The organism is Hyphomicrobium sp. 99 (assembly GCF_000384335.2).
Taxonomy (GTDB): Bacteria; Pseudomonadota; Alphaproteobacteria; order Rhizobiales; family Hyphomicrobiaceae; genus Hyphomicrobium_B.
Map to the genome: position 1 here is coordinate 881,118 of NZ_KQ031382.1, position 13,571 is coordinate 894,688.

The 13,571-nt window shown below is 60.5% G+C and carries 12 protein-coding genes; 4 read left to right on the top strand and 8 right to left on the bottom strand.

The genetic code is table 11. The features are described 5' to 3' along the window. Positions 1 to 13: 13 nt before the first annotated feature. The 3 genes from G359_RS04490 to G359_RS20320 all read left to right on the top strand — a co-directional run bounded on the left by G359_RS04490 (position 14) and on the right by G359_RS20320 (position 1,712). The gene (locus G359_RS04490; RefSeq protein WP_052699180.1) at positions 14 to 370 is read left to right on the top strand and encodes a chaperone modulator CbpM; all 357 of its coding nucleotides are present in this window, start codon (positions 14 to 16) and stop codon (positions 368 to 370) included. A gap of 26 nt (positions 371 to 396) precedes the next feature. Then, on the top strand, positions 397 to 1,320 hold the full coding sequence (locus tag G359_RS04495) for a PfkB family carbohydrate kinase (protein ID WP_045835163.1): 924 nt from the start codon (positions 397 to 399) through the stop codon (positions 1,318 to 1,320). Positions 1,321 to 1,574: 254 nt separating this feature from the next. Next, positions 1,575 to 1,712, top strand: a complete 138-nt coding sequence (locus G359_RS20320; protein ID WP_156150666.1) for a hypothetical protein — start codon at positions 1,575 to 1,577, stop codon at positions 1,710 to 1,712. 553 nt (positions 1,713 to 2,265) lie between these two features. Here G359_RS20320 and G359_RS04505 read toward each other — a convergent pair. The 7 genes from G359_RS04505 to G359_RS04535 all read right to left on the bottom strand — a co-directional run bounded on the left by G359_RS04505 (position 2,266) and on the right by G359_RS04535 (position 12,001). Then, positions 2,266 to 4,236, bottom strand: a complete 1,971-nt coding sequence (locus G359_RS04505) for a hypothetical protein (protein ID WP_045835165.1) — start codon at positions 4,234 to 4,236, stop codon at positions 2,266 to 2,268. A gap of 187 nt (positions 4,237 to 4,423) precedes the next feature. Then, positions 4,424 to 5,095 carry a sulfite oxidase-like oxidoreductase gene (locus G359_RS04510; protein WP_045835166.1) on the bottom strand — a complete coding sequence of 224 codons (672 nt, stop codon included), beginning with the start codon at positions 5,093 to 5,095 and terminating at the stop codon, positions 4,424 to 4,426. Beyond that, entirely contained in the window at positions 5,092 to 6,111 is a 1,020-nt protein-coding gene (locus tag G359_RS04515) for an LLM class flavin-dependent oxidoreductase (protein WP_045837639.1), read from the bottom strand. The genes G359_RS04510 and G359_RS04515 overlap by 4 nt, the downstream gene beginning before the upstream one ends. 117 nt (positions 6,112 to 6,228) lie before the next feature. Then, positions 6,229 to 7,665 (bottom strand): FGGY family carbohydrate kinase, encoded by a 1,437-nt coding sequence (locus G359_RS04520; protein ID WP_045835167.1) that lies wholly within the window; start codon positions 7,663 to 7,665, stop codon positions 6,229 to 6,231. Beyond that, on the bottom strand, positions 7,656 to 8,933 hold the full coding sequence (locus tag G359_RS04525; protein ID WP_045835168.1) for an NAD(P)/FAD-dependent oxidoreductase: 1,278 nt from the start codon (positions 8,931 to 8,933) through the stop codon (positions 7,656 to 7,658). Before G359_RS04525 ends, G359_RS04520 begins: the two co-directional genes overlap by 10 nt. Beyond that, positions 8,933 to 10,312, bottom strand: coding sequence for an NAD(P)/FAD-dependent oxidoreductase (locus G359_RS04530; protein ID WP_045837640.1), 1,380 nt, complete (start codon positions 10,310 to 10,312; stop codon positions 8,933 to 8,935). Before G359_RS04530 ends, G359_RS04525 begins: the two co-directional genes overlap by 1 nt. Before the next feature lie 102 nt (positions 10,313 to 10,414). Beyond that, complete coding sequence (locus G359_RS04535) at positions 10,415 to 12,001, bottom strand: amino acid permease (RefSeq protein ID WP_045835169.1); 1,587 nt, start codon at positions 11,999 to 12,001, stop codon at positions 10,415 to 10,417. Between the two features lie 124 nt (positions 12,002 to 12,125). Between G359_RS04535 and G359_RS04540 the strand changes: the two genes are divergently transcribed. Then, positions 12,126 to 12,899 (top strand): DeoR/GlpR family DNA-binding transcription regulator, encoded by a 774-nt coding sequence (locus tag G359_RS04540; RefSeq protein ID WP_045835170.1) that lies wholly within the window; start codon positions 12,126 to 12,128, stop codon positions 12,897 to 12,899. A gap of 23 nt (positions 12,900 to 12,922) precedes the next feature. On the opposite strand, the gene G359_RS04545 is transcribed toward G359_RS04540, so the two are convergent. Then, entirely contained in the window at positions 12,923 to 13,465 is a 543-nt protein-coding gene (locus tag G359_RS04545) for a peroxiredoxin (RefSeq protein ID WP_045835171.1), read from the bottom strand. Positions 13,466 to 13,571: the final 106 nt, after the last annotated feature.

Sequence of the window (13,571 nt, forward strand, 5' to 3'; positions counted from 1 at the left end):
GGGAGTTTGAGATATGGCAAATGGAGAGCGCGAGCCGATGCACGCTGAAGCGATTGGTCCGGCAGCTGTTTATTCACTCGAAGAACTCAGCCAAAGTTGCCAAGTCGAAGTGTCTTGGATCTCGGAGCTTGTGGCTGAGGGCATCATCGAGCCACAGGGAAGCAACCCGTCCGAATGGAGGTTCTCAAGCCTCAGCATCGTTCGTACAGCGAAAGCCAAGCGCTTTGATCGAGATCTGGGATTGAACCCCGCCGGTATCGCGCTGGTTTTCCAGCTGCTGAACCAGATCGAGCAGCTGCATGCCCGCTTGAACGTCGTCGCGAGCACGAAAAGCTCTCTTGCTGACAGGGCGGACGAGCACCTACCCTGAAATCGGCTTTCGCCGCGAAAGGCTTCATGCCGGGAAAACACATCATTGCAGTCGGTCATGCCGCGCTCGATTACGTTTATCGGATCGGAACTTTTCCCTCGTCGCCGACCAAAATTCGCGCGCTCGAACACGTCGCGAGCGGCGGCGGCATGGCGGCGAACGCTGCAGCCGCTATCGCTCGGCTCGGAGGCGACGTCGCGCTGTGGGCGCGCATCGGTGACGATCCGTCCGGCGGAATAATTCTGCAGCAATTGAAAGCTGTGGGCGTCGGCACTGCCCATGTTCGCGCCTACGCCGGCGTTTCCTCGGCGACAGCTGCGGTGATCGTGGATCGCAACGGTGAACGTCTCGTCATCAGCGAAGACGATCACGAATTTCCTCTACCGGCGGACTGGCTTCCGATAGCCGATGTCAAATATGCGAAAGCTGTCTTGAGCGACCTGACATGGCTGGAAGGAACGATCGCCGCATTCAGCGCGGCTCGTGCGCTCGATATCCCGACCGTCCTCGACATTGACCTAAATAGCGGACAGCTGCTTTCGAAAGTCCTCGCGCTGGCCGATTACGCAATTTTCTCCGCGCCCGCTTTCAGGCAGTTCGTAAAAGGCGGGAGCGACGAGGAGCGTCTTGAAAAGCTCATTCAATCAGGCACTCGCCACGCTGGCATAACGCGCGGCGCGCAGGGATATCTTTGGATGAACCGAGAGGGAGAGCGAGGTCTCCAGCCCGCGTTCCCGGTGGACGTCGTCGACACGACCGGCGCCGGCGATGCCTTCCACGGCGCCTTCGCATGGGCGATCACCGAAGGGTTGAAGGATGCGGACTGCGCGCGCATTGCATCTGCCGTCGCGGCCATGAGCTGTCGGGGACTTGGCGCGCGATCTGCTCTTCCGACTCGAAACGAAGTTCACCATTTTCTGGCGGCGCATCAGGCCCAATCGCAGGCTTAAGCGCCCGAGCGCCCTCTTTTTCTGTTGCGTCGCGGGATGGCGACACATCGCTGCCGCGCCATTTTCGTAAAGCATGCGGACACAAGCGAATGTGAATGTTCGCTAAATTCGTACTTGGCAATTTCGGGTTTATTTGCATCGCGTTTGTGCGGTGCGGGGCAAATCAAAAAAAAAATGGCCATTGCTGCAGTCATCGATAGCTTTTTGCGAAGGATCAGCGTTTCATCCTCATACAAAAACAACGGGGAAGTGAAATGCCCGATTCAGCCTATACGATGATCTTCGCAGTCCAGGCTCTTCTTGTGTTTGGCGCCGTAGGGACGGGCTTAGTGGTCTTCCTCACCAATCGCAATCAGCGCGCTGATCGAAAAGTCGTAGCGCGCAGCGAGTAGCTGCATTCAGTTCAAGACTGACGATCTGCTGTATGCGGGTCCGGCGGGGCTACGTCCGCGAGATGCTTGCGCGGGCATGCGGAAGCGTCCGCCAATAGTGATACATTTTCAGAGCCTATGAGATATCGCTTGTGACAAGCCGGCAGGCGTCCAGCGATTGGTGTAAATTTTTTTTGAGGACGAAACACGACTTCCCCCCATTGAGCCGACAGAAATAGCGCTGAAGCCGCTATTATATTTTTCCGATGACTTTCCCGCGACATCATTAGCGAGTCTTCGCAGACGCTTTGAAGTGCAGTCGAGTTTGGCTCTGTCTATGACTTATCGTTAGGCCGGATTGGGAAGCGAATTGGCCTCTATTAATGACGTCGAATAGGAGGTACACTGCCAAATGTATATTGCAGGAATAATTTTTTCTTACGTATTGATTTAATCAATCTTCGAACTTGACCCCGTCGACACGGCAATATTGCCGTTAAAGCCGTCGGGGTCTTTTCTATGTCAGAGCGAAAAATTCCCAACGTCCTGCATTCGAAAAATGGAAATGCATCGGCTATTCGCCGCGCGCTGGACGGCGGCGATCATGAAACCAAGCGCGATACTCCGCCATCTTTGCTCGCTGTGCTGAAGGGGCGCGACGCTTGCACGTTTGAGCCTCACTGCTCTTATCCGGTGCACCCCAACGGAGCTCGACGCAGTCGTTGACGTTGTAGGCCATCTCGAGATCCGCCGCCCGATCAACGACGTCCTTCATTGCCAACGTCCATGTCGAACCATCGCTGCGTGGATAGGAAAACTTTCGCGCAGCGAGCTCGGCAGCGAGCGTGCTTTCTAATTCAGCTTTGACCTCTGCCGGGGATTTATCCTTGGGCATTGCATACCGGTCAGCGCGCCGTGCGACCCGATCCGGAAAGCCACGCACGACGTCGATCGCGATCAGCAGGCGCAGATCTCGCGAGGGCGTCGAATAGTCTTCCCACGCCCCTGTCGTCTCGAAGATCGACGAGCCCGCCGGTATCGCGACCTCCGCGCCACCGCCATTTTGATACTTCCTGCCGTTCTCGACGGACGTGACGCGTGTCTTGATTTGCTCCTCAAGCGCTGTGATTGTTTCTTTCATCGCTCGCATTGGATCGAGCGCATCCGGCGACATCACATCGTCCATGCGATCATAAAAGTCTTCAATCCCGAGCTTGGATTGCTCTAACGAGAAATCGCCGTATTCCGCATCTTTCGAAATCTCGGCGTTGGCGAGCCGCCGCAAGCCGCCATTCGCATCAGCCACGATCGGTCGGAAGCGCTTGAAACCGGGACTTCCGAGCGACGGGTTCTGCGCAAAGAGAAAGTTGCCGCGCCAAAAACGCTTTCGCGCGACGGTGCCATCAGGCTGCCCATCGACGGCTAAAAAGACTCCGGCCGACTCGCTCGTCTGGGCAATGCGCTTCACCAGCACCAGAACATGCCCGTAGGGATCGGCGTAGATCGTTCCTGGGCGAAGTGTTTCAGCTTTGAGCGGAACGGGATAGTAATCGGTATTGTCGTCATTGGCGGCCGTGCGGCCTGAACCTGAATGGACGGCATTTGCGACTGTCGTGCGCACGTAATAGCCAAAGCCTGGCACGAGGCCCTGTGGCCGCGAAGACGTTTTCGCCGGGGTGGTTTGAGGAGCCGTTGCTCCAAAAACAGCAAGGATGGAACCCGCTCCGGCTTGCGCATCCTTCTCTTCGGATGACGGCGTCGAAGACTCCTCGCGCTGAATATTGAACCACTGCGGACACCTGGGCGCCTTGCCGCCCCCGCCGCGCGAGCACTTCGAATATCCGAATGGCAGTCCGACCTTAAAAGCAAAATAGGCGCGAAGAAAATACGGAAGGTCGGCGCAATCCGGCTGCATAATTAACTTTTTGTCGTCTTCGCCGAGTCCGAGATGGTTGAAGAGAAAATTGCGTGACTTGTCGCGCAGTACCTCATGCAGCGCCGGCCACGAGAGCTCTTGGTCAATTGGCGCATCGAAAAGTTTTTCAATCCATGCGGAATAAAGATTTTCAGTGGAGCGATTCCACTGAGCGCGCACGGGCCAAACGCTTTTGCTTGTTGCGCGGATCGGCGCCGACGCAGCACGCCCGACGCTAATCTCCTTAGTGATTGTCGCGCAGTCCCCATCGGCGCCTTCGCGCGTCAGCTTCGCGTGCCACGTCCCTGCAGCCGGTGCTGTGACCTCGGCGAACCAGAAGTAGGGTGGCCCGCCGTGACGCTCGCGTGAGGTGACCGCGACCGCACCGTCGGGGCCCGAGAGGGAAAGTTCCGCGGTGATCGGTTGCTCGGACGAGAAGACGACTCGCAACGGGGCGCCTTTCCACGGCGCAACGGGCGAGGCAAGCATTGAGAGCCCGATTGCGCCTTCACAACCGCCTGCACCGTCCTTTGCCTGCGCATCGGTTGCCCGACTGACGAGAGCAAGACCAATGGCCACGATCGGCAAAAGTGCCGCCGCGACGCCCGAAAAACGTCGATGGGGAAACAAGTCCACCCCCTTTGAAATGCCCGCGATCAGACCCCGACACTAGCGCGAGTGCTTCGCCGAAACGATGGAAGAATTATCGGTAGATGCTGCGCTGCGAAGAGCGATGCGCTACCGGCCGTTTTAAAGCCCAAAGATGTCATCATCTGCGGACGTGAACCGATTGAACCAGCGCCCGAGCGAGGTTGCGTCAATCGTCGGAATAGCGTTGTTCCAACCACGGATCAGCGCGGTTGTGATAGCCGTTGACTTCCCAGAACCCCGGCGCGTCACGGGTCGTGAATTCTATTCTTTTCAGCCACTTCGCACTTTTCCAAAAGTAGAGATGCGGCACGACGAGGCGAACGGGCCCGCCGTGTTCTCGCGCCAGCGGCTTCTCCTCCCACGAGTGCGCCACGATGGCATCTTCGGCCGCGAAATCCTCGAGCGTGATATTCGTCGTGTAACGATCGTAGCTGTGCAGAATAACGAAGCGGGCTTCCGGTTTCGGCATGACGAGATCGAGCAGATCCCGCGCCGCAACGCCCGTCCAGCGGTTGTCGTATCGCGACCAGCTCGTGACGCAATGAATGTCCGAGGTTTTGACGGTTTGTGGTTCGCCCTGAAACGCCGCCCAATCCAACGTCACCGGATTTTCGACCGCGCCATCGATCTGAAGTTTCCAGTCGGTGAGAGTAATCTCGGGCTGCTCGCCGAGATCGAGCACGGGCCAGTCGCGGGAGAGATGCTGTCCTGGCGGCAGCCGCTCGGCTTCGGGACGCGCAGTTCTTCCGGTCAGAAAGCGGCCTTCACGAGCCCAGCGTCGCTTGCTTCGCGTAAGCTTGCTGGCTTCCGGCGGCGTCTCGTTTTCCTCGTTGCTCATTGGCAAGCCTCCGTCGTCATGTTCGCGCGCGAGCCGGCCTTGTTTACGGCTGCGATAAGCTCGAACGAGCGCAAGCGCGCGCCGTGATCATAAACGTCGGAGACGACCATAAGCTCGTCTGCGCGGGTTTCGTCAACGAGCGCATCGATGCCGGCGCGGATCGTCTCCGGCGAGCCAACGATGGAGCGCTGAAGCATCTGCATGGCCTGAGCTTTCTCCCGCGGCGACCAATAGGCCTCGATGTCGTCGATCGGCGGCTGGCTGAGCCCGCGCGCGCCGCGAAACAGGTTCGTGAACGACATCTGCTGCGTCGTCCACAAGCGGCGCGCTTCCGCGTCGGTTTCGGCGGCGATGATATTCACGCCGACCATCGCGTGCGGACGATCGAGCTGTTTCGATGGTTTGAAGCGACTGCGGTAAATCTCGAGAGCGGGCAGCAGCTGCTCCGGCGCGAAATGCGAAGCGAAGGCATAAGGAAGCCCGAGTTCCGCCGCGAGATGCGCGCCGAACGTGCTCGATCCGAGGATCCACAGCGGCACATTCGTTCCAGCTGCCGGTACGGCCTGCACACGCTGACCCGGAGACGCCGGTTCGAAATACGCCTGCAACTCGAGCACATCCCGCGGGAACGTATCGGCCGCCGAGGGCGATCGCCTGAGAGCCTGCAGGGTCAGCTGGTCGGTTCCGGGTGCCCGGCCGAGGCCGAGATCGATGCGACCCGGAAAAAGCCGCGCCAACGTTCCAAACTGCTCAGCGATGATGAGCGGCGAATGATTGGGAAGCATGATGCCGCCCGCGCCGACGCGAATTGTCGTCGTGCCGGCAGCGATGTGCGCAATGACGAGGGAGGTCGCCGCGCTGGCGATACCCGGCATGTTGTGATGCTCGGCAACCCAGAAGCGCCGGTAGCCCCAGCGTTCGGCATGGGCGGCGAGATCGCGCGCATTATCGAGCGCACCGCGCGCGTCGGTGTCTTCGGTGACGCGAACGAGATCAAGTATCGATAGTGGAACCATGGGACCTCCAACGTGCCCCATGATGTAGGCGTTCGCGAGCGCAATGCCAGCTTGCTCGTGGTCCACGACGCGAACGTCTCAGCTACATTCTCGGAACTCACCTTGAAATAGAGCGCACTAGCCCGCGCGTGGTTCGCCGAGATCTCGCCAGCCCTTCGAGCGCGAAACAGCCTCGCTGAAGCGGGCCCGGATCGCGACACTATCGCAGACGCGCGGTGTGAACGTGCGCGAAACGGTGTCCGGCTCCGGCAGCACGACGCCTGACCCAAGTGCGGCGAACGCGGCCGTGCCGAAAGCGGTACGCTCGTCAAAGCTCGTCGCGATAACGTTGCGTCCGATCATGTCCGCCAGAAACTGCGCGAAATATCGGCTGCGGGCGAGGCCGCCGTCGATGGCAATTGAACGGCCGATCGGAACATGCGCCTCCATCGCTCCGACGACATCGGCAGCGCTGAGTGCGATGCCTTCGAGCAATGCCTGACACAGATCGGCACGCGTCGTCGCCGCCGACATTCCCAGGAACAGCGAGGCGGCCGTCCGATCCCAGTGCGGGCAGGCGAGCCCCGAAAGCGCCGGCACGAAGACAACGCCGCGGTCGATAGCTGGCGGAGCGTCGAACCAATCGAGATCGGCGGTAAGATCGGACACGAGCCCGATGCGGCGCGCCCATTCGATCGCCGAACCGGCATCATAGACCCCGCCGTCAACCGCGTACGTCATGCGTCCCTCGATCGACCAGGCAACCGTGGGCAGCAAACCTTTTTCCGGCGCGCGTGCAATTTCCTCGCCCGTTACCGCCAACGCGAATGCGCCGGTTCCGAAGGTGATCTTGGCGTCGCCCGGCTTCCGGCATCCATGACCGAAGAGGGCCGCCTGCTGATCGACCACGGCCGCCGTGATCGGCACGCCGTTGAAATGTCCGTAATCCGCGACCGTCGGCAAAATCTTCGGCAGGCACGACATCGGAACGCCGAAGAGGAGGCACAGCTCCTCGTCCCACTGCCCCGTTTCGAGGTTCATCAGCGACGTTCGCGACGCCGTCGTAACGTCGGTTGCGAAAGTGCCGGTCAAACGATCGAGAAAAAACGCGTCGGTCGTGCCGAGCCGCAAATTCCCGGCTTCCAGCGCGGCCTTCGCCGCGGGGATATTGTCGATGATCCAGGCAAGTTTCGACGCCGAGAAATAGGCATCAAGCGGCAACCCGGCTCGCGCTAGCGTCGTTGCCTCCGCACCGGCTGCCTTCAATCGCTCGACTGCATCGGCAGTTCGATTGTCCTGCCAGACGATGACAGGGGAGAGCGCCGCGCCGGTTCGCGCATCCCAAGCGAGACAGCTCTCGCCCTGATTGTCGATCCCGATCGCGTCTACGGCACCCGTCGCATCGAGACATCGCTGGATGTTAGCCAGCAGCTCCTCGGGGTCATGCTCCACCCATCCCGGGTGCGGATGGCTTTGCTGATGCGTAATCGCGCAGGCGATCTCCGCCTTGCCTGCAGTGTCGACAACGAGTACGCGTGTAGAAGTCGTGCCTTGATCGATCGCCGCTACACGCATTTAGCGTCGCTCCCCAATTCTGTTGATCGCCCACTGTCGAAACTGAAGGTTATGTCGGTTTGCGCCCGACGAAATGCGGAGCGTGGAGCTAGGATTCGTCGCTCCGGCGCCGATGTCATCACTTGCGTTCTGATTTTCTCGACCCCGCAGCGCGCAACCAATGCTCCCGAAACATCATCGCTCGCACGCAGTTGGATATGGGGTAATCCGCCGTCGCCGCGCACGAGACGTTGCGGGACGACATATTGCACGCCTTTTCCAGCAGAGAGGCTGATCGCATTCTCCGTTGAGGGCAGCCAACCGGCGAGATCGGCAGCGAGGAAGTCCGCGATGCGCTTGCCCTCTTGCCACGACCAGCCGGCAGTCTCGACCGGATGCAGAACATTGCCCGCTGCAAAGATGCGAGGATCGCTGGTGCGTCCAAACTGATCGATTGTCGGTCCGCCGGTCCCGCTATCGACGTTGAGCCCCGCGGCGCGAACAAGCGGCGCTTCCGGCGTGAAGCGACCGGTGAAGAGCACGCCATCGCATTCGACGTCTTCCAAAACGCCGTTGGCGCGCGCCAGCGTCACGGCTTCCACGCGGCGGCTTCCCTTGATGTCGGCGATCTCTGTTCCATAGCGCACCGGCACACCGAGCAGGCGCGGCAAAGCCATGAACAACCGGCGCGTCGTCGGCCTATCGCGCTTCTCGATCATGGCGACGGGCCGCGCGCCGATCTTGCGGCACGTCAGCAAGCTCGATAGGGCCACCAGCTCGGTCCCGACGATGATCGGCCTGCGAAACGGCACCAGATGCTGCAGATACGCGTAGGCCTGCAGCGCACCGGTATTCAGAATGCCGAGGGGCCGGTCGCCGGACACAAGCCGCGCCGAGCGCGGCGTTTCCCGCACGCCCGTTGCAAGGATAATGCGCTTGGCTGAAATACGAACCGTGCCTTGGCTGCTCGCACATGTCGCGACCAGCGGCTCGCCACGGTCAATCGAGACGACGCTATGACCGAGCATCAGCTCGACACCCGCGATGTTCGCAGCATCCACCAGACGCCTTGCGTAAGCCGGTCCAGTCAGCACGCGTCCGAATTCCCGCATGCCGAACGGCGGATGTCCGCAGTGCCGGGGAACGCCGCCCGCTTCAAGTTCGCGATCGACAACCACGACGCGCATCACACCCAGTCGCTTCAGCCGCGTCGCCGCAGCAAGACCGGCAGGGCCGGCGCCGATGACGAGTGCGTCAGTGATCTTGGCAATTTCGGAAGCTGCTGCCATCACGCGGCGTCTCCGACCGCTAACGGCGCCTCGAAATGTCCGGCGGTAAGTTCAGCCAGCCGCGCAGTGCAATAAAAGCCCTGGCATCGGCCCATGCCGCACCGCGTGCGACGGCGAAGGCCGCCAAAATTACCCGGCGGCAACGGACCGGAAAGAGCCTGCTGAATTTCGCGCAACGTCACCATCTCACAATGACACACGATCTCGCCGTAACCGGGCGATTGCCAATCCCTCGGGCGGTGCTCGGCGAGATTGGGCATCTGCGGCGAAACCGGATCTGCAACGGGCGCGTGCCGATGACCCATCTCTTCATAGAGTTTGTAGATATGTTGCGCGATCCCGAGCGACGCGGTCATGCCCGTCGAACGGATGCCGCCGACCGTGATCCAGTTCCGGTCGCCATGCACGGAGATGCGATAGTGCTTCTCTTCCGTCGCTGGCCTCAATCCCGCGTAAACCGCTGTCACGTCCACAGTCGACAATGCCGGTATCATTTCCACGGCCCGCGCGATCAAAGCGCGCAGCGTCTCGTCTTCGACGGTCGCGCGTTCGCGATCCTGTTGCTCTTCAGCGGTCGGTCCGACGAGGACATTGCCGAAGGCGGTGCGCGTGAGAACGACGCCTTTGGTGCGCTCCGATGGAACCGGCAAAATAATGGTTCTGAGAAGCTCCGCCGCCGCCTTGTCGAAGACGACGAACTGACCCTTGCGCGGCCGGACCTGAAACGATGCCGTTCCGAGCAGACGTGCGTCAAGCCGGTCGCCGTAGAGCCCGGCACAGTTGATGACCGTGCGCGCCCGCCGTTCGCCCGTGCCCGTCTGAAGGGTCCAGACGTCGCCGTCGAAGCGGCCAGCAATGACTTCGGATCCGAACAAAATCTCCGCGCCGTGCGCCTTGGCTTGCAGGAGATAAGCAAGGAACGGCGACCACGGATCGATGACATGCTCGCCCGGAACCAGCAGCGCCTCGAGCGCGCGAGGCGAAAGATGCGGCTCGCGCTTTCGAATGTCCGCCGACGTCAGACGCCGCACATCGTGGATGCCGTTTGCGCGCGCCTGAGCCTCGATGCCGTCGACCGAAGCTTTCTCGGCGTCCGTCCACGCGACGACCATCGCGCCCGTCTCGAGCAACGGAAGATTGAGGCTTTCGCGGATCGCTTGATACTCGGCATACCCAGCTTGCATGCAATTGAGTTCGACGCTGCCGGGAGGCGCGTCGAAGCCCGTATGCAAGATCGCGCTGTTGGCCTTGCTGGCGCCCGAGAGCAGGTCTGCGCCACGTTCGAGAAGAACGACTTTGGCGCCTTGGAGTGTGAAACGTCTCGCTATCGCGCAGCCGACAACGCCTGCGCCAACGATCGCGACATCAGCGACCGACATTTGCTTTTCCTTCAGCCATTCGGCGCATGTCGATACCAGCGCCGGAACGGAAAACAAGAAGGCCGCGAGCCAATCCGGCGCGCGGCCTTCGTGACGATAATCTTAAGCGGATTCGCCGACGGCGCGTTCGGCTGCAGCGATCTCAGCCTGACGCCGCGCAATCTCAGCTCCGAGCGGAGGACCCTTGAAGCGGCGAGATTCGATGCCGAACCACAGCACAACGAGCAGAACGACAAGACCGATCGCGTAGTTGATCAGGATGTCGAACGGCGGCTGAATGCCCGCGTACATCAATACCAAGACGCCGAGTACGGTCAGCAGCGCCAACGGCTTCGACCAGATGCCGAGGCGGAACGGCCCGAACTCGGTCCAGGTCTTGCCTTCAGCGAGGAGGCCAGCCGCGATCGGCATCGCATACGATACGTAGAGGAACAACGCGCAGCCGGCAGCAAGAGCGGCAAAGGCCGGCGAGTAGAGCGTTGCGGCAACCGAAAGCACCGCTCCGAGCCAGATCGCCGGAACCGGCGTTCTCCACGTCGGGCTGACCCTCTTCCACAGGCTCGATCCGGGCAGGCCGCCGTCGCGGGCGAATGCGAAGATCATGCGCGAGGTCGAGGTGAGGCCGGCAAGGGCGCAGATGAAGTTCGCGACCACGATCGAGACCGCAATCACGTCCTTCAGCAGCTGCGGCGCAGGCAGGTTGTTGAAGAGGTTGAACCACGCATTCGCGCCGTCCTTGGCCGTCGCCGCCGGATCGGAGCTGGCAAGCACGAACGAGAGCGCCATTACGAAACCGAAAACGAGCGACCAGAACACCGAGTGGATCATGCCGCGCGGCACGGCATTGCGGGCATCGCGGGTTTCTTCAGACGTATGCGCCGACGCGTCGAAGCCAGTGATCGTATAAAGCGGATAGAGCAGGCCGATGAGGAACGCGATGAGCGCCGTACGTGGCTCCGGTACATATCCACCGCCGGCCTCGCCCGTGTTGTTGACGAAGGTCGTGATACGCGAAAAGTCCCAGGTCGCTCCCCAGACCAGGAACATCGCGGTCAAGACCACCGCAACGACCAGAATGAGGTAGCCGGAGAAATCCGTGAGTGCAGTGGTGAGCTTGATGCCGAAGTGGTTGCAAAGCGCCTGACAAAAAGTAATGAGACTGACCGCTATGACCTGAACCAGATACGCATGGTTATTGTTGACCTCCACTTGCGCGGCCGTCATGCCGGCCGGCAGCGGATCGGTCGGCAGCGTGGTCCACGTTGTGACGTCCATGTGGAAAACACCGGCGAGAACGAGGTCTCGAAATAATAGCCATACGCCGACGTTGACCGACGCGACGACGAAGATCAGGCCGAGAAGATTGATCCAAGCCGTTGCCCAGCCCCAGCCGCGACCGCCAAGAATGGACGACCAATGATAGAGGCCACCGGCCGTCGGGTAGGCAGATGCGATCTGCCCGAGCGACGTGGCAACGACGAGGGCGAAGACGCCGCCCACGATCCAGCCGATGGTTGCTTGGAAACCGCCGCCCGTAGCCATTGCCAGCGGATATGACGTGATGCCGCCAGCGAGGATGCAGATGATGGAAAATGAAATTGCGAAATTCGAGAATGCACCCATGCGCCGGGACAATTCCTGCGCGTAGCCCATGGAGTGCAACACCTTGGTATCTTCGTCCTGACCCATTCCCAACCCCCAGTTGTTAAATCGGATCCACGCCAAGAATTTGCCCGTATGGGCACAATATTCGTATCATGCTCCAATAGATTGGCTGAACAGTCAAATAAAATGACCGAACGGGCAGGAACTTATGCGGCCTAACATAAGGCGTGAACGGATCGAGAAGATGGTGCGCGAGCGAGAGCGCGTCACAGTCGATGCGTTGGCGGAACTCCTTGGAACTTCACGGGAAACCATTCGCCGGGACCTCACGGATCTCGCCGAGCGCGGCCGTGTTCGCAAATTTCATGGAGGAGCGACCGTCGCCGAGCCCCGGCTGCCTGAGGTGGATATCGAAGGACCGTTTCAAGGTCGGCTGCTGGCGAATGCGGAAGCCAAACGCGCTATCGCAAAACGCGCCATACAACTCTTCGAGCCGGGCGATACTCTGTTTGTCGACACCGGAACGACGACATTGCACTTCGCTGAAGAACTGGCGCTGGCAAGCGGTCTGACGGTCATCACCAATTCAGCGGCCATCGCGGCCCTTGCGGCGCGCGGCGCGTCCAACACGACATTCCTGATCGGCGGCGAGTATCGCGCCGAAAGCACCGAAAATCTCGGGCCGCTCGCGATCGAGCAGATTAGCCAGTTCCACGCCGTCCATGCCGTGCTGGCCGTAGGCTCCGTCGAGACGGTCGGCATCCTCGACTATGATTTGAGAGAGGCCGACGTCGCCCGGGCAATGATCGCGCAATCGCGGTCGGTTACCGTGCTTGCCGATGGTTCGAAGTTTGGACGTGGCGGATTGATCAAGATCGCACCGTTGGACGCGATCCAGCGCGTCGTCACCGAAGCCGAACCGCCTGAGGAAATAGCTTATGCGCTCAAAAACGCAGGCGTTACGGTGGTTATGGCTTCTTAGAGCGAAGCGCGGTTGAGCGCCGCCTACGGGTGCTTGGCCTTCCAGCTTTCGACTGCAGCCATCGTGTTTTTGACATGCTCCGAAGGATCGAGCGACGTGTATTCGTATGAAATCCGCCCGTCGGGCGTGACGACGTACGACGTGCGGTTCGCATACGGCAGGAAGCCCATCATCACGGAGTCGTAAGCGGTCATGATCCGCTGATCCTTATCGGCCGCGACCGGAAACTTGCTTCGGCATTCCGACGTCGAAAACTTATTGAGCGTTGCGATGTCGTCGTTGCTGATGCCGATGACCGACGCGCCGAGGGCGTTGAATTTCGCCATGGCCTCCGCGAATTCGTGCGCTTCTACCGTGCAGCCGGACGTGAAGGCCTGCGGATAGAAATAGACGACGACCGGTCCTTTTTTCAGCGCCTCGGCGAGCGAGAACGTGAACTCTTTGCCGCCCATCGAAGCGCGCGCCTTGAACATCGGAGCCTTATCACCGGCCTTGAGCGCCGCGAAGGCCGGGTTCGACGCGAGACAGAAGAGCGCGACCGCGCCGGTGATAAATCGAACGAGCATATTGTTTCCCCTTGGAACGGCCACACCCAGAGCGCCTAAAGCCTAACATCGTATCACTATACGGAGATGACGCGTGGTCGGATCTTCAACGCCGAAATTGCGACGC

Bases quoted from the DNA above. Each gene is read 5' to 3' on its own strand.
- G359_RS04490 (WP_052699180.1), top strand. From the start codon at position 14: ATGGCAAATGGAGAGCGCGAGCCGATGCACGCTGAAGCGATTGGTCCG.
- G359_RS04495 (WP_045835163.1), top strand. From the start codon at position 397: ATGCCGGGAAAACACATCATTGCAGTCGGTCATGCCGCGCTCGATTAC.
- G359_RS20320 (WP_156150666.1), top strand. From the start codon at position 1,575: ATGCCCGATTCAGCCTATACGATGATCTTCGCAGTCCAGGCTCTTCTT.
- G359_RS04510 (WP_045835166.1), bottom strand. From the start codon at position 5,095: ATGAGCAACGAGGAAAACGAGACGCCGCCGGAAGCCAGCAAGCTTACG.
- G359_RS04515 (WP_045837639.1), bottom strand. From the start codon at position 6,111: ATGGTTCCACTATCGATACTTGATCTCGTTCGCGTCACCGAAGACACC.
- G359_RS04520 (WP_045835167.1), bottom strand. From the start codon at position 7,665: ATGCGTGTAGCGGCGATCGATCAAGGCACGACTTCTACACGCGTACTC.
- G359_RS04525 (WP_045835168.1), bottom strand. From the start codon at position 8,933: ATGGCAGCAGCTTCCGAAATTGCCAAGATCACTGACGCACTCGTCATC.
- G359_RS04530 (WP_045837640.1), bottom strand. From the start codon at position 10,312: ATGTCGGTCGCTGATGTCGCGATCGTTGGCGCAGGCGTTGTCGGCTGC.
- G359_RS04535 (WP_045835169.1), bottom strand. From the start codon at position 12,001: ATGGGTCAGGACGAAGATACCAAGGTGTTGCACTCCATGGGCTACGCG.
- G359_RS04540 (WP_045835170.1), top strand. From the start codon at position 12,126: ATGCGGCCTAACATAAGGCGTGAACGGATCGAGAAGATGGTGCGCGAG.
- G359_RS04545 (WP_045835171.1), bottom strand. From the start codon at position 13,465: ATGCTCGTTCGATTTATCACCGGCGCGGTCGCGCTCTTCTGTCTCGCG.